The 25551-nt window shown below is 74.2% G+C and carries 23 protein-coding genes and 2 pseudogenes; 10 read left to right on the forward strand and 15 right to left on the reverse strand.

Annotation, left to right across the window (positions count from 1 at the left end; genetic code table 11):
• Both ACGF5G_RS29810 and ACGF5G_RS29815 read left to right on the forward strand, forming a co-directional pair.
• A pseudogene (locus ACGF5G_RS29810) lies at positions 1–81 on the forward strand (phytochelatin synthase); the annotation flags it as partial.
• A gap of 312 nt (positions 82–393) precedes the next feature.
• Complete coding sequence (locus ACGF5G_RS29815; RefSeq protein ID WP_393268830.1) at positions 394–3249, forward strand: aconitate hydratase; 2856 nt, start codon at positions 394–396, stop codon at positions 3247–3249.
• A gap of 122 nt (positions 3250–3371) precedes the next feature.
• On the opposite strand, the gene ACGF5G_RS29820 is transcribed toward ACGF5G_RS29815, so the two are convergent.
• From ACGF5G_RS29820 to ACGF5G_RS29855, 8 genes are all read right to left on the reverse strand, one after another.
• On the reverse strand, positions 3372–3974 hold the full coding sequence (locus ACGF5G_RS29820) for an ATP/GTP-binding protein (protein WP_393268832.1): 603 nt from the start codon (positions 3972–3974) through the stop codon (positions 3372–3374).
• Positions 3955–4341, reverse strand: coding sequence for a DUF742 domain-containing protein (locus ACGF5G_RS29825; RefSeq protein WP_350686947.1), 387 nt, complete (start codon positions 4339–4341; stop codon positions 3955–3957). The genes ACGF5G_RS29820 and ACGF5G_RS29825 overlap by 20 nt, the downstream gene beginning before the upstream one ends.
• Before the next feature lie 5 nt (positions 4342–4346).
• A complete protein-coding gene (locus ACGF5G_RS29830; RefSeq protein ID WP_350686945.1) occupies positions 4347–4766 on the reverse strand; it encodes a roadblock/LC7 domain-containing protein in 420 nt (139 codons plus the stop codon).
• 92 nt (positions 4767–4858) lie between these two features.
• Entirely contained in the window at positions 4859–7477 is a 2619-nt protein-coding gene (locus ACGF5G_RS29835; RefSeq protein ID WP_393268835.1) for a nitrate- and nitrite sensing domain-containing protein, read from the reverse strand.
• A gap of 152 nt (positions 7478–7629) precedes the next feature.
• A complete protein-coding gene (locus ACGF5G_RS29840; RefSeq protein ID WP_393268838.1) occupies positions 7630–9210 on the reverse strand; it encodes a prenyltransferase/squalene oxidase repeat-containing protein in 1581 nt (526 codons plus the stop codon).
• Positions 9207–10157, reverse strand: a complete 951-nt coding sequence (locus tag ACGF5G_RS29845) for a terpene synthase family protein (RefSeq protein WP_393268840.1) — start codon at positions 10155–10157, stop codon at positions 9207–9209. Before ACGF5G_RS29845 ends, ACGF5G_RS29840 begins: the two co-directional genes overlap by 4 nt.
• The gene (locus ACGF5G_RS29850; protein WP_393269044.1) at positions 10154–11494 is read right to left on the reverse strand and encodes a cytochrome P450; all 1341 of its coding nucleotides are present in this window, start codon (positions 11492–11494) and stop codon (positions 10154–10156) included. Before ACGF5G_RS29850 ends, ACGF5G_RS29845 begins: the two co-directional genes overlap by 4 nt.
• Before the next feature lie 209 nt (positions 11495–11703).
• A complete protein-coding gene (locus tag ACGF5G_RS29855) occupies positions 11704–12618 on the reverse strand; it encodes a GNAT family N-acetyltransferase (protein WP_393268842.1) in 915 nt (304 codons plus the stop codon).
• Positions 12619–12710: 92 nt separating this feature from the next.
• On the opposite strand from ACGF5G_RS29855, the gene ACGF5G_RS29860 reads away from it, so the two are divergent.
• Positions 12711–12959, forward strand: a complete 249-nt coding sequence (locus ACGF5G_RS29860) for a DUF2630 family protein (RefSeq protein WP_393268845.1) — start codon at positions 12711–12713, stop codon at positions 12957–12959.
• 46 nt (positions 12960–13005) lie between these two features.
• On the opposite strand, the gene ACGF5G_RS29865 is transcribed toward ACGF5G_RS29860, so the two are convergent.
• From ACGF5G_RS29865 to ACGF5G_RS29875, 3 genes and pseudogenes are all read right to left on the reverse strand, one after another.
• Positions 13006–13941: a serine protein kinase RIO gene (locus tag ACGF5G_RS29865; protein ID WP_393268847.1), complete on the reverse strand. Its 936-nt coding sequence runs from the start codon at positions 13939–13941 to the stop codon at positions 13006–13008.
• A 288-nt stretch (positions 13942–14229) separates the two neighbouring features.
• Positions 14230–14415, reverse strand: a pseudogene (locus ACGF5G_RS29870) (HAD hydrolase-like protein); the annotation flags it as partial.
• A 65-nt stretch (positions 14416–14480) separates the two neighbouring features.
• Positions 14481–15350 carry a carbon-nitrogen hydrolase family protein gene (locus tag ACGF5G_RS29875; RefSeq protein WP_393268850.1) on the reverse strand — a complete coding sequence of 290 codons (870 nt, stop codon included), beginning with the start codon at positions 15348–15350 and terminating at the stop codon, positions 14481–14483.
• A 106-nt stretch (positions 15351–15456) separates the two neighbouring features.
• Between ACGF5G_RS29875 and ACGF5G_RS29880 the strand changes: the two genes are divergently transcribed.
• The 6 genes from ACGF5G_RS29880 to mug all read left to right on the forward strand — a co-directional run bounded on the left by ACGF5G_RS29880 (position 15457) and on the right by mug (position 19813).
• On the forward strand, positions 15457–16029 hold the full coding sequence (locus ACGF5G_RS29880) for a helix-turn-helix domain-containing protein (RefSeq protein ID WP_350685345.1): 573 nt from the start codon (positions 15457–15459) through the stop codon (positions 16027–16029).
• A gap of 149 nt (positions 16030–16178) precedes the next feature.
• Positions 16179–17084, forward strand: a complete 906-nt coding sequence (locus ACGF5G_RS29885; RefSeq protein WP_393268853.1) for a TIGR04222 domain-containing membrane protein — start codon at positions 16179–16181, stop codon at positions 17082–17084.
• A complete protein-coding gene (locus tag ACGF5G_RS29890) occupies positions 17081–17899 on the forward strand; it encodes a DUF692 domain-containing protein (protein ID WP_393268855.1) in 819 nt (272 codons plus the stop codon). Before ACGF5G_RS29885 ends, ACGF5G_RS29890 begins: the two co-directional genes overlap by 4 nt.
• A complete protein-coding gene (locus ACGF5G_RS29895) occupies positions 17896–18342 on the forward strand; it encodes a hypothetical protein (RefSeq protein WP_393268856.1) in 447 nt (148 codons plus the stop codon). The genes ACGF5G_RS29890 and ACGF5G_RS29895 overlap by 4 nt, the downstream gene beginning before the upstream one ends.
• A gap of 55 nt (positions 18343–18397) precedes the next feature.
• On the forward strand, positions 18398–19165 hold the full coding sequence (locus tag ACGF5G_RS29900) for an SDR family oxidoreductase (protein ID WP_393268859.1): 768 nt from the start codon (positions 18398–18400) through the stop codon (positions 19163–19165).
• A 132-nt stretch (positions 19166–19297) separates the two neighbouring features.
• The gene (gene mug / locus ACGF5G_RS29905; RefSeq protein WP_393268860.1) at positions 19298–19813 is read left to right on the forward strand and encodes a G/U mismatch-specific DNA glycosylase; all 516 of its coding nucleotides are present in this window, start codon (positions 19298–19300) and stop codon (positions 19811–19813) included.
• Between the two features lie 4 nt (positions 19814–19817).
• Here mug and ACGF5G_RS29910 read toward each other — a convergent pair whose 3' ends face one another.
• The 3 genes from ACGF5G_RS29910 to ACGF5G_RS29920 form a co-directional block, all read right to left on the reverse strand.
• A complete protein-coding gene (locus tag ACGF5G_RS29910; protein WP_393269046.1) occupies positions 19818–21794 on the reverse strand; it encodes an ABC transporter ATP-binding protein in 1977 nt (658 codons plus the stop codon).
• 112 nt (positions 21795–21906) lie between these two features.
• Positions 21907–22674 (reverse strand): enoyl-CoA hydratase/isomerase family protein, encoded by a 768-nt coding sequence (locus tag ACGF5G_RS29915; protein WP_393268863.1) that lies wholly within the window; start codon positions 22672–22674, stop codon positions 21907–21909.
• Between the two features lie 46 nt (positions 22675–22720).
• Positions 22721–22948: a helix-turn-helix domain-containing protein gene (locus ACGF5G_RS29920; protein WP_007462679.1), complete on the reverse strand. Its 228-nt coding sequence runs from the start codon at positions 22946–22948 to the stop codon at positions 22721–22723.
• 206 nt (positions 22949–23154) lie between these two features.
• On the opposite strand from ACGF5G_RS29920, the gene ACGF5G_RS29925 reads away from it, so the two are divergent.
• Complete coding sequence (locus ACGF5G_RS29925; RefSeq protein ID WP_393268866.1) at positions 23155–23754, forward strand: cadmium resistance transporter; 600 nt, start codon at positions 23155–23157, stop codon at positions 23752–23754.
• A 150-nt stretch (positions 23755–23904) separates the two neighbouring features.
• On the opposite strand, the gene ACGF5G_RS29930 is transcribed toward ACGF5G_RS29925, so the two are convergent.
• Positions 23905–25509, reverse strand: coding sequence for an ABC-F family ATP-binding cassette domain-containing protein (locus ACGF5G_RS29930; RefSeq protein ID WP_393268868.1), 1605 nt, complete (start codon positions 25507–25509; stop codon positions 23905–23907).
• Positions 25510–25551 lie beyond the last annotated feature (42 nt).

Here is a 25551-nt window from a genome sequence, read left to right on the forward strand (position 1 = left end):
GCCGACCCCGCCCAGGCCTCCTACTGGATCACCACCGAGGCCCTCGCCGACTGGATCGCCACCCGCGGCTACGCCGCCTGATCCCACCACCACCAACGACAAGGGCCGGCCCCGAACGAGCCGGCCCTCTCGTCATGCCCGCAGCGGGCAGTCCCGGGGGCTGTCAGTCGTCAGCAGGCGCGGGACGCGTCCTCGGAGCCGCGTGGGCAGGCGAGCTGGAGGTGATGGATCATGGTGGTACCTCCTCGTCCCGAACGATGGCACGAGGTTGCGCAGTTAGCAAGACGGACGTACGGTTTTGTTGACGACGAGAATCGGCGGTAAGTGTCCCCTAACCACGGCGACACCCCGGCCGGTGCGACAGACTGCTCAGGACTACTCACGGTCGCTGGTGTGAAGGAGTACGACGTGGCGAGCCTCGACACCTTCGGTGCGAAGACCCAGCTACGCGTCGGAGACGCGAGCTACGAGATTTTCAAGATCAGCAAGGTGGAGGGCCACGATCGGCTCCCCTACAGCCTGAAGATCCTGCTGGAGAACCTGCTCCGGACCGAGGACGGCGCGAACATCACCGCCGACCACATCCGGCAGCTCGGCGGCTGGGACCCCACCGCCGACCCGAGCGTGGAGATCCAGTTCACCCCGGCGCGGGTGCTCATGCAGGACTTCACCGGCGTGCCCTGCGTGGTCGACCTGGCCACCATGCGCGAGGCCGTCCGCGACCTCGGCGGCGACGCCACCAAGGTCAACCCGCTCGCCCCGGCCGAGCTGGTCATCGACCACTCGGTCATCGCCGACCTGTTCGGCCGCGAGGACGCCTTCCAGCGCAACGTCGAGCTCGAGTACGAGCGCAACAAGGAGCGCTACCAGTTCCTGCGCTGGGGCCAGACCGCGTTCAACGAGTTCAAGGTCGTCCCGCCGGGCACCGGCATCGTGCACCAGGTCAACATCGAGTACCTGGCCCGTACGATCATGGAGCGCAACGGCCAGGCGTACCCGGACACCGTGGTCGGCACCGACTCGCACACCACGATGGTCAACGGCCTGGGCGTGCTCGGCTGGGGCGTCGGCGGCATCGAGGCCGAGGCCGCCATGCTCGGCCAGCCGGTCAGCATGCTGATCCCGCGCGTGGTGGGCTTCAAGCTCTCCGGCGAGATGCCGGCCGGCACCACCGCCACCGACCTGGTGCTCACCATCACCGAGATGCTGCGCAAGCACGGCGTGGTCGGCAAGTTCGTCGAGTTCTACGGCCCGGGCGTGAGCGCCGTGCCGCTGGCCAACCGGGCCACCATCGGCAACATGTCCCCGGAGTACGGCTCCACCGTGGCGATCTTCCCGATCGACGGCGAGACCGTCCGCTACCTGGAGCTGACCGGCCGCGACCCGCAGCAGGTCGCGCTGGTCGAGGCGTACGCCAAGGAGCAGGGCCTCTGGCACGACCCGGACGCCGAGCCGGAGTACTCGGAGCGCCTGGAGCTCGACCTGAGCACCATCGAACCGTCCCTGGCCGGTCCGAAGCGCCCGCAGGACCGGGTGCCGCTGGGCAGCGCCAAGACGCTGTTCCGCTCGGCGCTGACCGACTACGTGGCCGCCGACGAGACCGGTGGCGACCGGGGCCGCGCCGCTGGCGTGCCGCAGCAGGAGAAGCCGTTCGGGGTCGTGGGCCACGCCGACGAGGCCAGCGCCGAGTCCTTCCCGGCCAGCGACTCCCCCGCCAACGGCGTCAGCGACCCGGCCGACGCCCCGCGCGACCTGGAGACCGCGGCGGTCGGCGCCGGCGGGCGGGCCAGCAACCCGATCCGGGTCACCGGCGACGACGGCACCGAGTTCGAGCTGGACCACGGCGCCGTGGTGATCGCCGCGATCACCTCCTGCACCAACACCTCCAACCCGCAGGTCATGATCGGGGCGGCGCTGCTGGCCCGCAACGCGGTGGAGAAGGGCCTGACCCGCAAGCCGTGGGTAAAGACCACCCTGGCGCCCGGCTCCAAGGTCGTCATGGACTACTACGAGCGGGCCGGCCTCACGCCCTACCTGGAGAAGCTCGGCTTCCACCTGGTCGGCTACGGCTGCACCACCTGCATCGGCAACTCCGGCCCGCTGCCGGAGGAGATCTCCGCCGCCGTCAACGACGCCGACCTGGCCGTCGTCTCGGTGCTGTCGGGCAACCGGAACTTCGAGGGCCGGATCAACCCGGACGTCAAGATGAACTACCTGGCGTCCCCGCCGCTGGTGGTCGCGTACGCGCTGGCCGGCACGATGGACATCGACCTGGCCAACGAGCCGATCGGCGAGGACAGCCAGGGCAACCCGGTGTTCCTGCGCGACATCTGGCCGAACACCGCCGAGATCCAGGACGTCATCGCCTCGGCGATCGGCGCCACCGGCTTCAGCGCGGCGTACGCGGACGTCTTCGCCGGCGACGAGCGCTGGCAGTCGCTGCCCACCCCGACCGGCGACACCTTCGCCTGGGCCGGCGACTCGACCTACGTCCGCAAGCCCCCGTACTTCGAGGGCATGGGGCGCCTGCCGGCGCCTGTCTCCGACATCGGTCCGGCTCGCGTGCTGGCCAAGCTGGGCGACTCGGTGACGACCGACCACATCTCCCCGGCCGGTTCCATCAAGGCCGACTCCCCCGCCGGGAAGTACCTCGCCGAGCACGGCGTGCCGCGGCACGAGTTCAACTCGTACGGCTCCCGCCGGGGCAACCACGAGGTCATGATCCGGGGCACCTTCGCCAACATCCGGCTGCGCAACCAGCTGGTCCCGGGTGTCGAGGGCGGCTTCACGGTCAACCACCTGACCGGCGAGCAGACCTCGATCTACGACGCCTCGGTGGCCTACCAGGAGGCGGGCGTCCCGCTGGTCGTCCTGGCCGGCAAGGAGTACGGCTCCGGCTCGTCGCGGGACTGGGCGGCCAAGGGCACCATGCTGCTCGGCGTCAAGGCGGTCATCGCCGAGTCGTACGAGCGGATCCACCGCTCCAACCTGATCGGCATGGGCGTGCTCCCGCTGCAGTTCCCGGCCGGCGAGACCGCCGAGTCGCTGGGCCTCACCGGCACGGAGACGTTCACCATCACCGGGGTGACCGCGCTGAACGACGGGGAGACCCCGCGCACGGTCAAGGTCAGCACCGACACCGGCGTCGAGTTCGACGCGGTCGTCCGGATCGACACGCCGGGTGAGGCGGACTACTACCGGCACGGCGGCATCCTGCAGTACGTGCTGCGCCGCATGATCGCCAGCTGACGCACCATCGAACAGGGCCCCTCCCGCGCTCGCGGGAGGGGCCCTGTCGCGTACCGGCTCGGCGCTCTCCGGGCGAGGCGGCGTCGCGGCTCACCTGCCCGCGCGCCAGCCCCGCGGTGGGGTCACCCGGACCGGCGGCGAGCGTCCCGGGTCTTCATGGCGTGCTCCAGCAGCGTGATGAGCACCTCCTTGCTCGACTCCCGCTGCCGGGCGTCGCAGAGCAGCACCGGCACCCCGGGGTCGAGGTTCAGCGCCGACTGCACCTCGTCGAGCTGGTACTGCCGGGCGCCCTCGAAGCAGTTCACCGCCACCACGAACGGCGTGCCGCGCCCCTCGAAGTAGTCGATGGAGGGGAAGCAGTCCGCCAGCCGTCGGGTGTCCGCCAGCACCACCGCGCCGATCGCGCCGAGCGCCAGCTCGTCCCAGACGAACCAGAAGCGGTCCTGCCCGGGGGTGCCGAAGAGGTACAGCACCAGGTCGTCGCTGATGGTGATGCGACCGAAGTCCATCGCCACCGTGGTGGTCTTCTTGCTCTCCACCCCGGAGAGGTCGTCGATGCCGACCCCGCTCTCGGTCAGCACCTCCTCGGTGCGCAGGGGGCGTGTCTCGCTGACCGCGCCGACCATGGTGGTCTTGCCCACGCCGAAGCCACCCGCGACGAGGATCTTGATCGCGGTGGGCAGTGGCGGCGCTCCCGCCGGCCGCTCAGAGTGCCCGTAGTCCATTGATTACCGCCTCGAAAACGCTGTTGTCGGGAAGGCCGGCCGTGGTGCGCGGCTCGCGTACCTGCACCAGGCTGCGGGCCACCAGGTCGCCGAGCAGGACCCGGATGGTGCCCACCGGCAGGTCCATGTGGGCGGCGATCTCGGCGACGGACTGGATCCGCTGGCAGAGCCCGACGATCGCCAGGTGCTCCGGACCCAGTCCGACCTCCGGAGTCACGTCCGCGCGGGTCGCCGTCACCAGCGAGATCAGGTCGAACGTGCCGGTGACCGGCCGGGCCCGGCCACGGGTCACCGCGTAGGGGCGCACCACCGGGCCGGCGTGGTCGTCGACCCACTGGTGCTCGGCGGACTCCCCCTGCACCGTCATCGCGGTTACTTCTCGTCGGCCGGCTGCTCGGTCCGCGACGGCGACGCGACGTACTTGCCGACGCGGGTGACCAGCATCGCCATCTCGTAGGCGATCAGGCCGACGTCGGCGTCCTCGCTGGCGAGGACAGCCAGGCAGGCGTTGCGCCCGGCCGCCGTGACGAACAGGAACGACGACTGCATCTCGATGATGGTCTGCTGCACCTGCCCGCCACCGAAGCGCTTGCCCGCGCCCCGGGCCAGGCTCTGGATGCCGGCCGCCATCGCGGCCAGGTGCTCTCCGTCGTCCCGGCTGAGCCCTCGCGAGGCGGCCATCAACAGGCCGTCCGTCGAGAGCGCGACCGCGTGGTCGGCCTGCTTCACCCGGCCGACCAGATCATCCAGCAACCACGTCAGGTCGGCACTCGAAGCCGTCTTCTGCGCCACTCGTCGTCCTCTTCTCCCCCGGCTGTTGTCGCCGTACTCGTCTGGGCTGACCGCCACGCCGCGGGGTCACCCCGCAGTGCGGGCGGTGCCGGTCAGGTCGCCTGCTGATCGCCGACGTCGGGTCCCTCGCCGGCCCCGGCTCCCTCGCCTGTCTCGGGCCGGCCGCCGCCGGCCCCGCCGAGCAGCCGGGCGGCGTCCGTACGGCCACGCCGGGTGCCGCTCTGGTAGGAGCTCATCATCCGGCGCACCTGCTCCGGCGGGCGTACCGTGTCCTCGTCGTCGTTCCCGGCGGCGGGCTCGTCGCGCAGTTCCGGCGCGAGGCTGGCCTGCCGGACCCGGACCGGGAGCCCGGACCCGGTGCGCACCTGCTCGGGGCAGGGCACCCGTGCGGGGCCGGCGGCCGCCGTGCTCCCGACGCCCGACTCCGCCGTTCCGGCCGCCGGGACGGTCTCGTCAGGGGTGGCGGCCTGCGCCGGCGCGGACGGCTGCGGGGCGGCCACGGCCGGCCGGGCGGCGGTCACCGGCAGGCCGGTCGGGAAGGTCGGGCCGTCCAGGGCCGGCTGCATCGACGCGCCGCGCGCCCGGGTGGGGAGCCGCTCCTCCGTCGGGGTGGTCGACAGGCTCCGACCGCGCGACCGGGTGGGCAGGGCACCCCCGTCGGAGTCCCCGGCAGGGGCCTCGGACTCCAGGGCCGACCGCGGCCTCGGCGCGGCCGGCGGCTCGGCCAGCGCCACCGTGGTGGGCTGCTCGGTGGCGGGAGTGGACACGCCCGGCACCGGCGTGGTGGCCGGCACCCCGGCCGGGAAGCCGCCGGAGGTGCTCGGGTCCGCGTCGTCGGCGGTGACCAGCTCGGCCGGGATCAGCACGACTGCGGTGGTGCCGCCGTACGCCGACTCCTTGAGCTGCACCCGCACGCCGTGCCGCTCGGTCAGCCGGCTCACCACGTAGAGCCCCAGGCGGGAGGCGTTGGCCAGGTTCAGCTCGGACTGGTCGACGATCCGGTGGTTCGCGGCGGCCAGGTCCTCCTCGCTCATGCCCAGGCCGCGGTCCTCGATCTCGATGGCGAAGCCGTTGGCCACCATCTGCCCACGCACCTCGACGGTGGTGTGCGGCGGAGAGAACGACAGCCCGTTCTCGATCAGCTCGGCGAGCAGGTGGATGACGTCACCGACCGCCCGCCCGGTCAGCGAGACCGGGCCCAGGGGCAGCACGTTGACCCGGGTGTAGTCCTCGACCTCGGCGACCGCGCCCCGGACCACGTCGACCATCGGCACGTTGCGCCGCCACGCCCGGCCCGGGGTGGAGCCGGAGAGCACGATCAGGTTCTCGGCGTTGCGCCGCATCCGGGTGGCCAGGTGGTCGACCCGGAACAGGTCCTCCAGCTCCTCGGCGTCGTGCTCGCGGCGTTCCATCGCGTCGAGCAGGGTGAGCTGGCGGTGCACCAGCGCCTGGGTGCGCCGGGCCAGGCTGAGGAAGACGTCCCGGACGTTGCGCCGCAGCTCGGCCTGCTCGACGGCGGTGCGGATGGCGGTCTCCTGCACGGCGTTGAACGCCTTGCCCACCTGGCCGATCTCGTCGTCGCCGAACTCCAGCGGGGGCGCCTCCTTGGCGACGTCGACCTCCTCGCCGTGGCCGAGTCGCTCGACCACGCCGGGCAGCCGCTCGTTGGCGAGCCCGAACGCCGCGTCGCGCAGCCGCTCCAACTGCCGCACCAGGGCCCGGGCGGTGGTGACCGACATGGCAATGGAGGCGATGACGGCGAGCAGGCCCAGACCGGCGGCCAGCACCAGCCGGATGATGACGCCGGCGGCGATCGGCGTGGACCGGTCCACGAGCGCGTCACCGGCCTCGATGATGAACCGCTGCTGCTCCTCGGCCACGACGTCCGCCGCCGCGCGCCACTGGGCGGCCGTGACGGTCGGCGGGCCGGACGTCCGTCCCGCGAGGACCATCCGGTCCTCCAGGGCGCGGAACGACGTGTACGTCTCGCCGCCGAGCAGCGCCTCGTACCGTGCCCGGTCGGCGTCGGCCAGGTCGTCGCGGGTCTGGCTGTCGAGGAAGCGCTGTGCACCGACGGTGCGGGCGAAGGCGGCGGACTCCTCCGGAGTCATCCGGCCCGCGGCGAGCGCCCCGGTGACCAGCGCGTCCTCCTGGGACATGAGTTCCCGGACCCGGACGAGCTGGATCAGTGCCACGGTTTCCCGCGCGAACTGCTCGTCGTCCAGGTTGCCCAGCGACCCGTACACCTGCAGCGTCGAGTCGATGAGCCCGGTGTACGCCTCGACGGCGGCGGCCCGGTCCACCTGGCGGGTGCGAATCGACTCGCGCACGCTGCCCAGCCGGTCCAGCCCGGCGACGACCGTGTCGATCTGTTGCTTGGTGTCGTCGCTCGCCGCCAGGTCGACCCGCCAGCCGCGGACGGACTCCCGGAAGTCGTCGGCGACGGCCTGGGTCCGCTGCCACTGCGCCTCGAGCTGGGCCCGCTCGGGCTCGCCCGCCCCGCCCAGGTACGCCGCGGAGGCCCGGCGCTCCGCCTGCAGCTCCAGCACGAGCGGCTCACTCGGCTGGGCGACCCGGCTGTCGAGCGCCTGCACCCAGATGAGGTTGACGCCCTCCCGCAGCGTCACCCACGCGGCGAAAGCCCACAGCGCAACGAGCGAGGCCAACATAGCCACGACTTTCCGGCGCAGATTCGAGCTGCGGGAACCCATGCGAAACCATCCCTGGCGGGGAGCCTGATTCATCCGATCGGCGGAAGCGCGTGTCGCTTCGACCGACCCGGCGCACGGTAGCAGTGTCACGACGATCGCTCAAGCGGTGCTGATCATGACGCTGCGCAGCGGGCCGCGGCCCGCTGCGGCGGTCAGTGTCCCATGTGGCCGTTCAGCCGCGCCAGGTGCCGCGCCGCCAGCACGGCGGCCCGCACGATCAGCATCGGATGGTAGAGATCCTTGTCGTGCCACAGTGGAGCGGCGTGCCCGGTGACGTCGTCGTGGTCGTCGAGGAAGGCCAGCGCACGCCGCACGGCGGCGCCGACACCCGGCCGCGGCGGCCGTCCGTTGCCGAGCAGCACCTGCACGGCGTAGGCGGTCTCTTCCGGGGTGCCGTCCCACAGCCCCCACGAGCCGTCGGCCCGCTGGGTGTCCCGCACCCAGTCGACCGCCCGGTCGAGCGCCGCAGCGGCGGCCTCGGGCGCGTACTCGGACAGGGCGGCGGCGACCGCCGAGGTGGCGTAGTACGGCGAGGCGTGCCAGCGGTCCGTCCACCGGCCGTCGGGGAGCTGGCCGTCGATCAGCCAGCCGGCCACCCGGCGCGCCACGTCGGCGTGCGGTCGCCCCGGTTCGTGGCGGGCGTGCCAGCCCAGCGCCTCCAGCACGTGCGCGTTCGTGGTGACCGACGCGCCGTCCTCGCCCCGCCAGGTGCAGAAGTGCGCTCCGGTGTCGTACGCCAGCAGGCTGTCGGGGGCGACCGGACGGCCGAGGCGGGCCAGCGCGAAGAGGGTGGCGGCGGTGGTGTCGGCGTCCGTCGGGAGCCCCGGCGAGGTCGCCGCGCCGTCCGGGCCGACCACGGCGGCCAGGTCGGCGATCATCCGGCGGGGGACGTCCGGGGCCGCGCCGACCCGGGCGAGGCTGCTGAGCACCCACGCCCGCTCGAACACGGCGATGGGCGTCGTGCACGGGACGGGGCCGCCCCCCGGCCCGACGGCGTTCGTCAGGTAGCCCAGCGCCGCCCGGTCCACCCCTGGGCGGGAGGGGTCGCCCAGCCAGGCGGCGGTGGCGGCGGGCGAGGCGCCCACGGCGCCCAGGAGCGGCCGGACGGGCAGGTTCACCCGCGTCCGCTCGTCCAGCACCTCGAAGGCGTGCAAGAGCTTCTCCGGCACGGGCCGGCCGGCGGCGAGCAGCCGGCCGACCGCCTCGGACCGGTGCCGCGTCATGCCGTGCGGCATCGGCAGCGGTCTTGCGTGCGCCCACCGCGACGGCTCGGTGCCGCCGGCCGGGCGCAGCAGCGCGTCGATCCGGTCGAGCAGGGCGGGCACGATCAGGTCCACGCCCGGCATGTCCGGCACCGGCTCGTCGGCGGCCAGCAGCCGCCGCAGCGCCCCGACGCCGCGGTCCACCACGGACGCAGGCAGGTGCGTCGGCTCGCCCCGCCCGGCGCCGGACACGCACCTCAGCAGTGCCTCCACCGCGCTGAGGGTCGGCACCAGCCCGTACGCGCCGGGCGCCCCCCACGCGCCGTCGGGCCGCTGCGCGGTCACCAGGTAGCGCAGGCGCCCGGCGTGCCCGGGCAACCAGGGCGCGTCGCTGACCAGCCGCGCCGTCTCGTACACCGAGGGCGAAACCGTGCCGGCGGGGGTGGCGGCCATCGCCGCCACGAGCGCCCGCCCGGCGGTGGCGAGCCCCGGCCCGCCGACCTCCGCCACGGCGACCGGGGCCGCCGTCACGACATCCCCCAGAAGTCGGCCAGCTGGTAGAAGCCGCTGCTGAAGCCGATCTGCCGGGCCAGGTAGTCCGCCTCCCGCGGGCAGTCCGACCGGAGCGGGACGAGCATCCGTCGGCAGTCGTCCACCAGGGCGGCGAGCCGCTGCTCCACCTCGGCGCGGTCGTCGACCAGCAGGAGGGCGTTCAGGTCGCCCCAGCGCAGGTCCCGCTCGTACGTGCCGAGGTCGTTGGCGAGGCGCAGGGCGCGCTGCACCTCGTCGCTGACCGCGACCAGGTCGTCGAGCCGGGCGAGCGTGGCCTCGTCCCCGGTGTGGATCCAGTGCGCGACGTTGACGATCGTGCAGGCGAGGTTGTCGGCGTTGGCGAGGTACGCGTCGAGGCTCGGCAGGGCCGCCCGGTCGCCGGAGCGCCAGGCCGCCCTCCATGCCCACTCCCGGGCCATCGCCCCCACCGTCGCGCCCAGGCTGTTCCGCCACAGTGAACGGTGTGCGGCGAAGGCCGGGGTCGTCGCGAGTTCGTTCTGGAGCGCGGCCAGGTAGGCACCGAGGTGGTCGTCGGCGGCGGGCGGCTCGCCGGCGGCCACCGAGACGCAGCGGCCGACGAGCCGGTCGACCTCCTCCTGGGACTGTGCCCGGTGGTCGATCAGCCAGTCGAGGGCGAAGCCCCACAGCACGGTCCGGTTGGCGACCCGCAGCTGCTGCGGCGTGCACCACGGGGCACCGAACGCGATGGCCAGCGAGATGTTGGCGAACAGCATGGCGTCGAACGGCTCGGCGGGGAACAGCTCGGGGTACGCGGCGGCCGTCGCCCGGAGGTCGCGTTGCCCGCGGACGGCCACGCCGCAGATCCGCCCCTGTTCCCGCGCGTCGCGCAGCTCGTCCCGCCCGCCGCCTGCCGGCTCCGGTCCGGTGCCGGTGCCGTCCTGCGCGGTCGTCAGCGCCGGGATCATGCCGGCCTCTGCTCGCGAACCGGGGTCAGCGCCATGACCACCGGCCTGCCCGGGCGCAGGGCCGCCGCCAGCTGCTTGGGCGGCATCCCGGGCTCGCGCAGCCGGAAGCGGTAGCGGCTGAGGATCGTGGCCACCACGAGCGGAGCCTCCAGGTTGAACAGGTGATTGCCGAGGCACTGGTGCGGGCCACCGCCGAACGGGAAGTACGCGTACCGGTGGCTGCGGCGCGGCTGGTCGGCGCGGAACCGGTCGGGGTCGAAGGTGTCCGGGCGGTCCCAGTACCGGGCCAGCCGCTGGGTGATGTAGGAGCTGACGACGACGATGCTGCCGGCGGGGATGCGGGTGCCGCCGATGACGTCGTCCGCCAACGCCGCGCGCGGCAGCAGCCAGCCCGCGGGATACATCCGCAGCAGCTCGTCCACGACCGACCGGGTGTACGTGAGGGCGACCAACTGCTCCCGGCTGATCACCCGGTCGGTGCCCACCACCTCGTCCAGCTCCGCGTAGAGCCGTTCGGCGATCGCGGGGTGGGCGTCCAGGATCGGCCACAGCCAGGTCAGCACGGCGTAGGTGGTCTCGGTCGCGGTGGCGAACGAGGCCACCACGTCGTCGCGGACCCGCCGTTCGTCGAGCGGGCGGCCGTCGGCGTCCCGTGCGCGGGTCAGGGCGGCGAGCAGGTCGTCGCTGTCCCGCGGGTGGGCGAGCTCGGCCCGCACCAGCGGCAGCATGATGTCGTCGACGACACCGGTAGCGCGGCGCAGGGCGCGGTCTCCCGGCACCGGCACGGCGTCGGGCACGAAGGGCAGGAGCAGCCGCAGCCGCAGCGCGGTCACGATGGTGTCCTGGGCGGCGACGATCCGCAGCTGGTCGGCGAGGCTGACCCGGTCGGCGAAGAAGACACTGCTGATCGCCCGGCAGATGACCCGCCCCAGCTCCGCGCCGATGTCCAGCCACCGGCCGGTGCGGGCCGGCTCCTCAAACCCGTCCACCGCCTCGCTGACCGCGCGGCTCATGGTGTCCACGAGGGAGTCGATGCGCTTGGCCGTGAAGTGCGGCTGCATCCGCGCGCGACTGGCCTGCCACTCGGGGCCTTCGGACATGATGCCCTCCCCGGTGAACCGCCGCACCGGCCGCCAGAGCATGCTCCGCCCGCCGCGGGTGTAGTTGGCCGCGTTGTCCCGCAGGATGTGCTGCACGTGGGCCGGCTCGGTCACCAGGTACGGGCGGATGGTCCCGACGTTGAGCCGGATGACCTCGCCCTCCGCGGCGTCCGCCAGCGCGACGAGTTCGCGCAACGGGTCACGCAGGAGGCCCGGCAGCATCCTCCACAGTGGCACGCTCCGCGCCGCCCGCCCGTGCGGCCCGTCGGAACTCCGGTCAGCCATGGCACCCCTCACAGTCACGCTTCGTGGTGACAGACCGTCCTCCGGACGGCTGCCTTACGTCACGATTCGGAGAGCATGCCATCACCCGTTCGGACCCGCCAGAGCCGTACGAGAATTTTGCTCATGGGAATGCTGATCCATGAAGGAATTCGTGTCGGGTGTCACTCCTGGAGCGAGCGCAGGTAACGCCACTCGGCGGCCACCGGGCGGTAGCCGAACCACTCGTTCACCGCGCGCATGGCGTCGTTGCCGGCGTCGTTGACGGTGTACGCCCGTCGGTAGCCGGCCGACCGGGCCGACCGCAGCGACACATGCTTGACCAGCCGGGCCAGGCCCCGGCCCCGCCACTCGGCGCGGGTGCCCGTCATCCCCGACAGATAGCGGGCGCCGCCGTCGGTCAGCGCGACGCTGAACGCCACCACCACCCCGTCCGCCACGGCCACCGTGGTCAGACCCCGGTCGAGGTCCGGCCGGTCCCAGTACGCGGCCCGCCAGTCGGCATAGCTGATCGCGTCCATCCCCACGTCGCCCGGCTCGTCGGCGGCGGCGGCCAGGTCCGCCTCGTAGAGCGGGCGCGGATCGGGCAGCTCGGCGGCCGTGGTCAGCCGCACCCCGGGCGGCGGCGCGGGCGGCGCCGGCAACGTCGCCGCCAGGTCCAGGCGCAGGATCAGGTTGCGTCGGCCGGGCCGGTAGCCGCGTCCCTCGGCGAAGGAGAGAGCCGCGGGCCCGTCGGCCACCCGCGCGTACGCCCGACGCACGCCGAGCCCGGCGAGCCGCTCCTCGGCGGCGGCGAGCAGCGCCGACCCGACGCCCCGCCCCCGCCGCTCGGGGCGCACGACCAGGTTGACGAAGCCGAGCCCGGGCTCGGCGCTCTCGTGCAGCAGTCCCGTCCGGGCGACGCCGGCGATCCCGTCGCCCGTCTCGGCGACCAGCATCCCGAAGCGCTCCGCCGGCTTGCCGGTCGCCTGCCAGGCGAGCAACGCAGGCGTGACGACCAGGTGGGGCTCGGCGGCGCGGAGCAGGCCGGCCACCGGCGTCGCGTCGCGCGGCCCGGCGGCCCGGACGGTAGGGAGCATGGCTGGGGAACCTACCGCAGCGGGCGGCGCGGCGGGGGGCGGCCGGCGGTGGAATCCGGGCGCGCCCGCACGGCCTGTGCCAGGCTCAGGGCATGGACGACAAGACCATCCTGAACCGGATCTCCGAGCTGGTCGACGAGGAGCACCGGCTGCGCGCCGACGCGCAGGCCAACGAGTCGGGCACCGACGACGACGCCCGCAACCGGCTGCGCGAGCTGGAGGAGTCCCTCGACCAGTGCTGGGACCTGCTGCGCCGGCGGCGGGCCGCCCGGCAGACCCACGGCGACCCGGACGCCCAGGGGATGCGCCCCAAGCCCGAGGTCGAGCGCTACCTGCAGTGACCCGGGCCCCGGGGCGGCCGGGCGTCGGCCGCCCCGGGGCACCCGGTCAGCGGATCCCCGTCTCCCGCAGCAGCAGCGCGGTCAGCGCCGCCGGGTCGGCCTCCCCCGCCGGCAGCCCCCGGGCCGCGAACCAGGTCGCCACCACCCGGACGTCGCGGGCCAGGAACTCCGGCCCCTGCGGGTTGGCCACCACGTCGACCACCTGCGGCAGGTCGATCAGCACCAGGCGCCCCGCGTGCACCAGCAGGTTGTACGGCGACAGGTCGCCGTGCGCGAGGCCGGCGCGGGCGAGCACCACCAGGGCGTCCACCATCTGGTCCCACAGGTCGCGCAGCTCACCGGCCTCCGGCCGCAGCTGGGCCAGCCGGGGCGCGGCCAGCCCCTCGGCCGGGTCCCCGAGGAACTCCAGCATCAGCTCCGTGCCGCGCAGCTGCACCGGGTAGGGGACGGAGATCGTGCCGTACCGGGCGCCGATCTCCCAGAGCCGGGCCAGCGCGGCGAACTCGGCCGCCGCCCACTGGCCGGCGATCATCTGCCGGCCGAACGCGGTCCGCCCGGCCATCGCCCGATTCTCCCGGGACCGGCGGACCCGGCGCCCCTCCAGATAGCCGGCGTCGCGGTGGAAGAGCCGGTGTTGGGCGTCCCGGTAGCGCTTGACGGCCAGCAGGCAGGAACGGTCGGTGCCGGGCACGGCCCGGCGCACCAGGTGGACGTCCGCCTCCTTGCCGGTCTTCAGGACACCGAGCTCGGTGTCCTTCGCGGCCAGCTCGGTGACCAGCCAGTCCGGGTGGGGCTGCGGGCCGTGCACGGCGTCGTCCCAGGAGGACCAGCGCTCCCCCGTGTCGGGGTCCGGCTCGGCGTCGGGGTCGGCGGGGACGGGCTCGGCCGCCCGGCCGCGCTTCAGGAAGAGCGGTTCGTCGTCGTCGAAGCGGCGCTTGCCGCGGGTACGGCGCTCGCGCGCCGGAAGGTCGTGATCGCGCACTGCGGTGGTGATCCCTTGCTCGAGGCTGATGGAGGCAGGTGGATGTGACCTGCGAAGACGGCCATGACCGACCCCCTCTCCTCGACCGGGCGCACGCCCGGGTGCACGATGCGCCGACCATGCTCTCGGCCCGGTGGCGCCCGGTCAACCGAATTACCCGAGCCGCCCGACCCGCGCCCGGGACCGCCCAGACGGCACGGCCGGCCGGCCCGGCGGCACGGCCGGCCGGCCCGCCGCCGCGGTGCCGCAGCCCCGCCGCTCAGCCGCCGGGATGTCTCCGCCGGCCGCTCAGCCGCCGAGCACCACCGCGACGGCGGCGATCAGGCCGTCCACGGTGCGGGTCGGCGCGAAGCGGCGGTCGGCCCAGGTGCGCCTCCGGTGCAGCCAGACGCTGGGCAGGCCGACGGCGGCGGCGCCGCCGATGTCCGCCTCCGGCCCGTCGCCGACCACCCAGGCGCCGCGCAGCGGGCAGGAGCAGCGACAGCCGGGCACCCTACGGGACTCCGGTACTCGCCGACAGGCCCGAGCGGCGGCCTCCGTCAGGCCGGCAGCGACGAACGGGCGCGTCCCTGGTCGGGAAGGCGGTCCAGCAGCATGGAGTGGGCCGCCCGGGTGGCCGCGAGGGCCTCTGGCGCCAGCGCGACGACCAGCACGGCCTCGCCGGTGTCCGCGCCCCGCGCCAGCGGCCGGCCCTCCGGGTCGTAGACCGCGGCGCCACCGTTGAACCGCCACGGGTCCGCGCCGTCGACGGAGTTGGCGAACACCACGTACATCGTGTTGTCCAGCGCGCGGGCGGCGTAGTAGAGGTCGCGGCGGTGCTCGGAGCCGGCCAGGTAGCCGCTCGGGCACAGGTAGCCGTGCGCCCCGTCGGCCGCGGCGGCGCGGCCGTGCTCCGGGAAGCAGCCGTCGTAGCAGATGCCGAGCCCGAGCCGCCAGTCGTCGACGAGCAGGGTGGCGCCCCGGTCGCCGGGGCTGAACAGCTCGCGTTCGCCGCTCCAGAGCTGCTGCTTGTCGTACCCGACGCGGACCACGCCGGCCCGGTCGACCACCAGGGACGAGATGGTCCGCCGCCCGTCCGGGTGCCGGACCGCCGCGCCGACCACCACGGCGGCGCCGCCGTCGCGGGCGGCCTCGCGCAGCGGGTCCAGCCGAGGGTCGGCGACGGTCGCCGTGGCGTCGGCCGCGACGTCGGTGCCGGCCGGGTCGGCCGCGAGCGTCGGCGGGTGGTACGCGGGCAGGAAGAGCTCGGGCAGCACGGTCACCCGCGCACCCCGCTCCGTCGCCCGGCGGACCAGCCGGGCGGCGCTCGCCGCGTTGCCAGCCACGTCTCCGGGGACAGGCTCGGCCTGCACGGCGGCGACGGTCAGCGGGGCGGCGGGGACCGCGACGGCGGCGGGGAGTGGCGTCACGGGCCCGATCCTAGCGGGCGGGCGGAGGCATGATGATCATTCGTGCGCCGCAACCAAGCCGTACGTACGGTTTGCGTGACGGGGGGTGACCTGACACGATCGACCCGTGCCCAGAGTAAGTCAGGACCAGCTCGACGCCCGTCGGCAGGAGATCCTCGCCGCCGCGCGGGCGTGTTTCGCGCGGCACGGCTACGAGGGCGCCACCGTGCGTCGGCTCGAAGAGGCCACCCGGCTGTCCCGGGGCGCGATCTTCCACCACTTCCGCGACAAGGACTCGCTCTTCCTCGCGGTCGCCGAGGACGACGCCGCCGCCATGGTGGAGACGGTCGCCCGCAACGGCCTGGTCCAGGTGATGCGCGACCTGCTGGCCGGCGCGGTCTCCCCCGACACCACCGGCTGGCTCGGCAGCCAGCTGGAGGTCTCCCGGCGGCTGCGGACCGACCCGGCGTTCGCCAAGCGGTGGGCGGAACGATCGGCGGCGGTCGCCGAGGCGACCCGCGAACGGCTGGCCCGCCAGCGGGAGGCGGGCGTGCTCCGCGAGGACGTGCCGATCGACGTGCTGGCCCAGTTCCTCGAACTGGCCTACGACGGCCTGGTGCTGCACCTCGCGATGGGACGCCCCGCCGGCGACCTCGGCCCGGTGCTCGACCTGGTCGAGGAAGCGGTCCGCCGCCGCTGACCGGCCACCCCGGTCGCGGCGCCGCCCCGGGTGTGCGGAGCCGCCACCCGTTCCGTATCGGTCCGGTAACTCGCCCCTCGCGGTCGGTCCGCCCTGGCGGGACTGCTCCACAATGAGGCCGCGATCCCCTCGCACGACAGGAGCAGCAGATGTCTGTCCTCGCCGCACCGGGTGACACCTGGGGCATTCCCGGGCCCGTCTTCCTCCGGGTCTACCTCCTCGCCGCCGCCGTGGTCGTCGTCGGCGCCATCGTCCACCGTGTCCGCGTCCTCGCCGGCCCGCCGGCCGGCGACGTCGGCCAGCTCGGCCCGCAACAGGTCGCCTACCTCAACGGTGGGGAGCAGCTGGCGATCTGGGCCTCGCTCGGCGGGCTGCGGAGCAGCGGGGCGATCGGCGTACGGCCGGACCGGCGGCTGACCACCGGCGGCCCGCTGCCGGCCGGGACCACGCCGCTGGACCAGGCGATCCACCTCGCGGCCGGCCGGAACGCGACCACCCGCGCGCTGCACCGCGACGAGTGGGTACGCCGGGCGCTCGACCAGCTCCGGACCAGCCTGGAGCAGCGCGGGCTCGCGCTCACGCAGGCGCGCCGGGCGGCGCTGCGCCAGTGGGCGTTCCTGCTCACCCTCCTGCTGGCGGTCGGCGTGTTCCGGATCTTCGCGGGCCTGTCGAACGACCGCCCGGTGGGTTGGCTCGTGCTGAGCCAGATCCCGCTGATCGTGGTGGCCGTCCTGCTGCACCGGGTGCCCCGGCGGACCCGCGCCGCCACCCGCGAGCTGCGCGGCCTGCGACAGCAGCACACCTACCTCGCGCCCGCGTCCACCCCCGCCTACGCCACCTACGGCGCGGCGGGCGCCGCGATGGGGGTGGCGTTGTTCGGCACCGCGTCACTGTGGGCGATGGACCCCGGCTTCGCCGAGCAGGCCGAGATCCAGCGGCAGGCGGCGAGCGGTGGTGGCGGCTCCTCCGGCTGTGGTGGCGGCAGCTCGTGCGGCGGCGGCGGGGGCGGCGGGGGCGGCTGCGGGGGCGGTTGCGGAGGCGGGTGCGGCGGATGACCGGCCCGCGCGGGGTGGGCATCGGCTGGCGACCGGAGATCGCCGGTTTCGTCGCCGACCTGCCCGGGCTGCGCTTCGTGGAGGTGGTCGCGGAGGGCGTCACCGCGACCGGGCCGCTGCCCGCCGGGCTCGCCGAGCTGCGCGAACGCGGCGTGACCGTCGTGCCGCACGGCGTGCGGCTCTCCCTCGGCGGCGCGGAGCCGGTCGACCCGGCCCGGGTCGCCCACCTGGCCGCGGTGGCGGAACTGGTCGAGGCGCCACTGGTCAGCGAGCACATCGCGTTCGTCCGGGCCGGCGGCGTCGAGGCCGGCCACCTGCTGCCGCTGCCGCGCAGCCGGGAGGCGGTCGACGCGGTCTGCGCCAACGTCGCCCGCGCGCAGGCCGAGCTGCCGGCGCCGATCGCGCTGGAGCCGATCGCCGCCCTGTTCGACTGGCCCGACGACGAGCTCGACGAGGCCGACTTCCTGACCGAGATCCTGGACCGCACCGGCGCGTTCCTGCTGCTCGACGTCGCCAACGTGTACGCCAACGCCCGCAACCGGGGCGGCGACCCGGTCGCGCTGCTCGACCGGCTGCCGTTGGACCGGATCGCCTACCTGCACTTGGCGGGCGGCGCCGACCACGGCGGCTTCTACCACGACACCCACACCGACCCGGTTCCAGCCGCGGTGCTCGACCTGCTGCGCGAGCTGTGCGCCCGGCACCGGCCGCCGGCGCTGCTGCTGGAACGCGACGGGCACTACCCGCCCGCGGCCACGCTGCGCGCCGAGCTGGACGCCCTCGCCGCCGCCTCCGGCTTCCCGGCGGTGACGTGAACGGCGACCTGGCCGCCCGGCAGGCGGAACTGGTGGCGGCGCTGGTGGCCGGCGGCCCGCCCCCATCCGGCTTCGACCCGGCCGCGCTCGCCGCCGCCCGGGCCGCGCTGCTGCGCAAGCGGGCCGGGGACGTGGCCCGGCACTGGCCGCTGCTCGCCGCCGGCCTCGGCACGGACTGGCCGGCGACCTTCGCCCGGTGGGCGGCGGGGCGGCCGACCGCCGGCTCCCTGCGCGACGGCTGGGACCTTGCCCGCGACCTGCGCGACCGGGGCTCGCTGCCGCCGCTGGGCGCGGAGGAGCTGGCCGCCCGGGAGGCCACCGACCGCTACGACGGGCACGGGCCGCCGCGGCCCCGCCGCCTGCCGGGGTGGGGGCGCGCCGGCGGCGCCGTCGCGGTCCAGCTCGCCGGTCGGGTACGCCTGCTGCGCCGCGCGCGCCGCTGACTCGACCCACCGCCCCCGGCTGGCGCATCCGCCCGGGTACGGCAGGATCGACGGTATGGATCTCGGACTGACCGATCGGGTGTACGTACTGACCGGTGCCTCCCGCGGCCTGGGCTACGCGACCGCGGAGTGCCTCGTCGCCGACGGCGCCCGCGTGGTGCTCTCCGCCCGGGACGCCGACGCGGTGGCCGCCGCCGCGCAGCGCCTCGGCGGGCCGGACCGGGCCGTCGGGCTGACCGCCGACCTGACCGACCCGGAGACACCGGAGCGGCTGGTGGGGGCGGCCCGCGAGCACTTCGGGCGCCTCGACGGGGCGCTGGTCTCGGTGGGCGGGCCGCCGCCGGGCAGCGCCGCGTCGGTCACCGACGAGCAGTGGCGCCGGTCCTTCGAGACGGTCTTCCTGGGCACCGTCCGCACGGTGCGTACGGTCGCCGCTGCCCTGGGCGAGGGCGACGGCGGCGCGATCGGGCTGGTCCTGTCGACCTCGGCACGTTCGCCGGTGCCCGGCCTGGGCATCTCCAACGGCCTGCGGCCCGGCCTGGTCGGGATGGCCAAGGACGTCGCCGACGAGTACGGGCCCCGGGGCGTACGGATGGTCGGCCTGCTGCCCGGGCGGATCATGACCGACCGCAACGTCGAGCTGTTCGCCGCCACGGGCGACCCCGAGCGGGCCCGCGCGGAGGCCGAGGCGGGCATCCCGCTGCGCCGCATCGGCGCGCCGGCGGAGTTCGGCCGGGTGGCCGCGTTCGTGCTCTCCCCCGCCGCGAGCTACCTCACCGGGGTCACCGTGCCGGTCGACGGTGGCGCGCTGCGGAGCCTGTAGTGGTCCCGTCGCCCGGCGGACCGGTCGGGGCCCGGGGGCACCGGACGGGGTGGCCGCCCCGAACCGACACCCGGCCCCGGGGACGCCGCGCACCGGTATCCGCGACCCACGCGGGAGGAGCTCGCCGCGGCGGTGGACCGCACGATCCCCGATCTCGTCGCACCCGGGCTGGACGTGCTCTTCGTCGGGATCAACCCGGGCCTGTGGTCGGCCGCGACCGGGTGGCACTTCGCGCGGCCCGGCAACCGGTTCTGGCCGGCGCTGCACCGGGGCGGCTTCACGCCCCGGCTGCTGCACCCCGCCGAGCAGGACGAGTTGCCCGGCCTCGGGCTGGGCATCACCAACATGGTCGCGCGGGCCAGCGCCCGGGCCGACGAGCTGACCGCCGCCGAGCTGGTCGAGGGGGCGGAGATCCTCACCGGCAAGGTCGAGCGGTACCGCCCCCGGTGGGTCGCCGTGGTCGGGGTGACCGCTTACCGGATCGGGTTCGCCCGGCCGAAGGCCGCGTTCGGCCCGCAGCCGGAGCCGCTCGCCGGCGCCCGGCTCTGGGTGCTGCCCAACCCCAGCGGCCTGAACGCGCACTTCACTCCCGAGACCCTCGGCGCGGCGTTCGGCGAGCTGCGGGCGGCGGTCGTCGCCACCGGCTGAGGCGTCAGTTGGCCGCGGCCGGCGGCATCGCCTCGTCGGCGACGTAGGACCGCAGCGGCAGACTCACCGGCTCGGGGCCGGTCGCGTCCACGTACGGGGTGGGCGAGTCGGCGACCGCGAACTGGGTGCGGTAGAGCTCGGCATAGAGGCCGCCCACGGCGACCAACTCCTCGTGCCGGCCCCGCTCGACGATCCGACCGTCGTCGAGGACCAGGATCTGGTCGGCGTCGCGGACGGTGGAGAGCCGGTGCGCGATCACGAGCGCCGTACGCCCGGTCAGCGCCACCGACAGCGCCCGCTGCACCGCCGCCTCACTCTCCGAGTCGAGGTGCGCGGTCGCCTCGTCGAGGATCACGATCGACGGGGCCTTGAGCAGCAGCCGGGCGATGGCGATGCGCTGCTTCTCGCCGCCCGAGAAGCGGTAGCCGCGCTCGCCGACGGTGGTGTCCAGCCCGTCCGGCAGGGACCGCACCAGGTCGGCGACCTGCGCGCCGGCCAGCGCCGCCCAGATCTCGTCGTCGGTGGCGTCCGGCTTGGCGTAGCGCAGGTTGTCGGCGATGGTCTCGTGGAACAGGTGCGAATCCTGGGTGACCACGCCGATCTCGTCGCGCAGCGAGTCGAAGGTGGCGTCGCGGACGTCGACCCCGCCGACCAGCACCTGCCCATCGGTGACGTCGTAGACCCGGGAGATCAGCATGGACAGCGTCGACTTGCCGGCGCCGGAGGGCCCGACCAGCGCCACCATCTGCCCCGGCTCGACGGCGAACGAGACGCCCTTGAGCACCGGCTCGTTGACCGTACGGTCCAGCGCGGCGACCTCCTCCAGCGAGGCCAGCGAGATCTCCGCGGCGCTGGGGTAGCGGAACCGCACGTCGCGGAACTCGACCCGGCCGCTGCCCCGGGGCACCGCGACGGCGTCGGGCTTCTCCTCGATGGCCGGCTTCAGGTCGAGCACCTCGAAGACCCGGTCGAAGGAGACCAGCGCGCTCATCACGTCCACCCGGACGTTGGACAGCGCGGTCAGCGGGCCGTAGAGGCGGGTGAGCAGCAACGCGAGGGTGACCACGGTGCCGGCGCTGACGTTGCCGGTGACCGCGAGCCAGCCGCCGAGGCCGTAGGTGAGCGCCTGGGCCAGCGAGGCGACCAGCAGCATCGCGACGAAGAACGTCCGCGAGTACATCGCGGACTGGATGCCGATGTCGCGGACCCGCTCGGCCCGCCCGGCGAACCGGCGCGCCTCCACCTCGGGCCGCCCGAAGAGCTTCACCAGCAGCGCCCCCGAGACGCCGAAGCGCTCGGTCATCGTCGCGTTCATCTTCGCGTCGAGGTTGTAGGACTCCCGGGTGATCTCGGCGAGCCGCTTGCCGACCCGGCGGGCCGGGATGATGAAGACCGGCAGCAGCACCAGCGACAGCGCCGTGATCTGCCAGGAGAGGGTGAACATCACGGCGGCGGTGAGCACCAGCTGGATGACGTTGCTGACCACGCCGGACAGCGTCGACGTGAACGCCCGCTGGGCGCCGAGCACGTCGTTGTTGAGCCGGCTGACCAGAGCGCCGGTCTGGGTGCGGGTGAAGAACTGCAGCGGCATCCGCTGGACGTGGTCGTAGACCCGGGTGCGCAGGTCGAGGATGATGCCCTCGCCGATGCGGGCCGAATACCACCGCTGGGCCAGGGAGAGCAGCGCGTCGGCCACGGCGAGCGCGGCGATGACCAGGGCCAGCCGCACCACCAGGTTGCCGGCCCCCGAGCCGCCCCGGCTGATCGCGTCGATCACGTCGCCGGCGAGCACCGGGGTGGCGACCCCGATGATCGCGGCCAGCACCACGGTCACCAGGAAGACGACGATGTCGCGGCGGTAGGGCCGCGCGAAGGCCACGATCCGGCGGGCCACGCCGCGCTTGAGCCGGTGCGTGGAGATCTCGTCGCGGCTGCGCATCGACCGGAGCATGCTCCAACCGGCCATGCCGCCACCGGACATCGGGTTGGACACGTTCACCTCCGGGTCGTCGGGTCGACCGCACCGTCAGGTCGATTCTCCCGACGCCTCTGACAACCTCGGTCGTAACCCGGATCTTCCCGAACGGTCCTTACTATTCTCCCCGCCCGGCGAGATCGCGCAGCCGACGCGTCTGCGCCTCGCGCTCGGCCCGCTGCTGCTCGCCGGCGGACCGGCCGGCAGCCCCGGCCAGCAGCGCCTTGATCTCCACCACCGCGTCCCGGTTGTTGGCCAGCAGACCCGCCGTCAGATCGCGCACCGCGGCGTCGAGGGCGGCGTTCGGCACGACCAGGGTGGCCAGACCGATCCGGTCCGCCTCGGCGGCGTCCATCCGCCGGCCGGTGGCGCAGATCTCCAGCGCGCGGGAGTAGCCGACGAGGTCGACCAGGCGCTTGGTGCCGGCGAGATCCGGCACCAGGCCGAGCGTCACCTCGGCCATGGAGAACTTCGCGTCCTCGGCGAGCACCCGCAGGTCACAGGCGAGCGCCAGCTGGAAGCCGGCGCCGATCGCGTGGCCCTGCACGGCGGCGACGGAGACGATGTCGGGCCGGTGCAACCAGGTGAAGCCGCCCTGCAACTCCGCGATGCGGTCCGCACACTCCTGCTCGGGCAGGGTGGCGAGCTCGGCGAACGAGCCCGGCCCGGAGGCGCCGGCCACCGTCAGGTCGAGGCCGGCGGAGAACGCCCGCCCCTCGCCACGCACGACCACGACGCGGACGTCGCCGGGCAGGTCGCGCGCGAAGTCGCTCATCGCGCGCCACATCGCCGGGGTCTGGGCGTTGAGCACGTCGGGCCGACACAACGTGACCGTCGCGACCGGCCCTTCGCATTCCAGCCGAACCCCGGTCGCCTCGGCGGTCACCGGACGATCCGGGGCGCGGTGCTGGTGGACGACGTTGGGGGGCGGGTCACGCCTTCTTGCGGCGCCGGGCGCCGCCGCGCTGCCGCAGCTGCACCCCGGACTCGGTGAGCACCCGGTGGATGAACCCGTAGGAACGGCCGGTCGAGGCCGCGAGCGCGCGGATGCTCTCACCCGAGGTGTACCGCTTTACCAGGTCCTTGGCGAGCGTCTGACGCTCGGCTCCGACGATCCGGCGACCCTTCTCAGTGCTGGTGGCTGTGCCAGTGGCTGCCATGCTGTGTCCTCACGTCCCAGACTGTGCGGTTCGGATACGGTCCCACCTATTAGACCGCCTCGAACGATCATGCGCCAGATATCAACTCTTCGCCAACCGACACGCTATGCGTTGTCATCTTCCCGATAGAGTGATACTCCCGACGGGGCCGGGGTCGACGCCCCGCGCCCGCGCGGCGGCGACGGGCGCTCCGTACCCTGCCTGACGTGACGGACCTCCTCGACACGGCCGCTGGCGCGGCGGTGGTCTTCGCCGCCACCGACATCGACGACATCGTCGTCCTGACGCTGTTCTTCGTCGCCGCCCGCAGCACCGGCCGCCCCCGCACCTGGCAGATCGTGGCCGGGCAGTACCTGGGCATCGGCGCGCTGGCGCTGGCCAGCGCGGTGGTCGCGGCCGGGCTGCTGGTGGTGCCCGATCCGTGGACCGGGCTGCTCGGGCTGCTGCCGATCGCCCTCGGCGTGCGCGCGCTGCTCGACCGGGAAGCCGACGAGGCCCCGGCGGTGGTGGGCTCCACGCTCGGGGTGGCCGGGGTGACGATCGCCAACGGCGCGGACAACATCGCCGTCTACGTGCCGGTGTTCCGCGCCCTCGGGCCGGCCGACAGCGCGGTATTCCTGCTGGTCTTCGTGGTGCTCGTCGCGCTGTGGTGCGCGGCGGGCGCCTGGCTGGGCGGCCACCCGCGGGTGACCGGTGTGGTCGAACGAGCCGGCCACTGGCTCGTCCCGGCCGTGTTCATCGCCATCGGCGTGGTCATCCTGGCCACCTCGAACGTCCTCCCCCACCTCCTAACCCTCCTGCGCTGACCCCCCCCTCGCCGCGAGCCGCGAGCCGCGAGCCGCGAGCCGCGAGCCGCGAGCCGCGAGCCGCGTTGATCATGAAGTTGTTGCGCTAGGCCCGGCGTGTCGCGACAACAACTTCATGATCGACGCCGTGGGCCGGCGTCGGGCGGTGGGTCAGGCCAGCTCGACGAGTTCGAGCAGGTCGTCGCTCCAGGCGTCCTCGTCGCCGTCGGGGAGCAGGATGGCGCGGTCCGGCTTGAGCGCCATGACCGCGCCAGGGTCGTGGGTGACCAGCACGATCGCGCCCGGGTAGCGGGCGATGGCGTCGAGCACCTGCTCCCGGCTGACCGGGTCGAGGTTGTTCGTCGGCTCGTCGAGCAGCAGCACGTTCGCCCCGGAGCAGACCAGGGTGGCCAGCGCCAGCCGGGTCTTCTCGCCGCCGGAGAGCACCCCGGCCGGCTTGTCCACGTCGTCGCCGGAGAACAGGAACGCGCCGAGGATCTTCCGCAGGTCGGTGTCGGTCTGCTCGATGGCGGCGCTGCGCATGTGCTCCAGGACCGTGCGGTCCACGTCGAGCGTCTCGTGCTCCTGCGCGTAGTAGCCGAGCCGCAGGCCGTGGCCGGCGTGCACCTCGCCGGTGTCCGGCTCCAGCAGGCCGCCGAGCATCCGCAGCAGGGTGGTCTTGCCGGCGCCGTTGAGGCCGAGGATGGCCACCCGGGAGCCCCGGTCCACCGCCACGTTCACGTCGGTGAAGATCTCCAGCGAGCCGTACGACTTCGACAGGCCGGTCGCGGTGAGCGGGGTCTTGCCGCACGGGGCCGGGCTCGGGAAGCGGACCTTCGCCACCTTGTCGGCGACGCGTACCTCCTCCAGGCCGGCGATCAGCTTCTCGGCCCGCCGGGCCATGTTCTGCGCGGCGACGGTCTTGGTGGCCTTGGCCCGCATCTTGTCGGCCTGCGCCATCAGCGCGCCGGCCTTCTTCTCGGCGTTGGCCCGCTCCCGGCGGCGGCGCCGCTCGTCGGTCTCGCGGGCCTCCAGGTACGCCTTCCAGCCGAGGTTGTAGACGTCGACCACCGAGCGGGTGGCGTCGAGGAACCAGACCTTGTTGACCACCGACTCCAGCAGCGAGCCGTCGTGGGAGATCACGATCAGGCCGCCCTTGTGGTTGGCGAGGAAGTTGCGCAGCCAGGTGATCGAGTCGGCGTCGAGGTGGTTGGTCGGCTCGTCGAGCAGCAGGATGCCGCCGCCGTTCTCGCCGGCGTCCCGGAACAGGATCCGGGCCAACTCGATGCGGCGGCGCTGGCCGCCGGAGAGGGTGCCGATGGTCTGGGCGAGCGCCCGGTCCGGCAGCCCGAGGTTGGCGCAGATCCGGGCGGCCTCGGCCTCGGCGGCGTACCCGCCGAGGGAGGCGAACTGGTCCTCCAGCGCGCCGTAGCGGCGGACCAGCCGGTCGTCGGCGCCGTCGGCGAGCTTGGCCTCGATCTCCTTCATCTGGGCCATCAGCACGTCCAGGCCTCGGGCGGAGAGCACCCGGTCGCGGCCGGTGACCTCCAGGTCGCCGGTCCGCGGGTCCTGCGGGAGGTAGCCGATGGCGCTGCGCCGCTCGATCTGGCCGGCGTAGGGCTGCCCCTCGCCGGCGAGCACCTTGAGCGTGGTGGTCTTGCCGGCGCCGTTGCGGCCGACCAGGCCGATCCGGTCACCCGGCTGCACCCGCAGCGTGGTGTCGGACAGCAGGATCCGGGCGCCGGCACGAAGCTCCAGGCCGGTGGCAGTGATCATGTCGGAGGACTCGCTCTCGGGGTCTGGAAGGGCTGACTCAGG

Source organism: Micromonospora sp. NPDC047730, assembly GCF_043204765.1.
Classification (GTDB): domain Bacteria; phylum Actinomycetota; class Actinomycetes; order Mycobacteriales; family Micromonosporaceae; genus Micromonospora.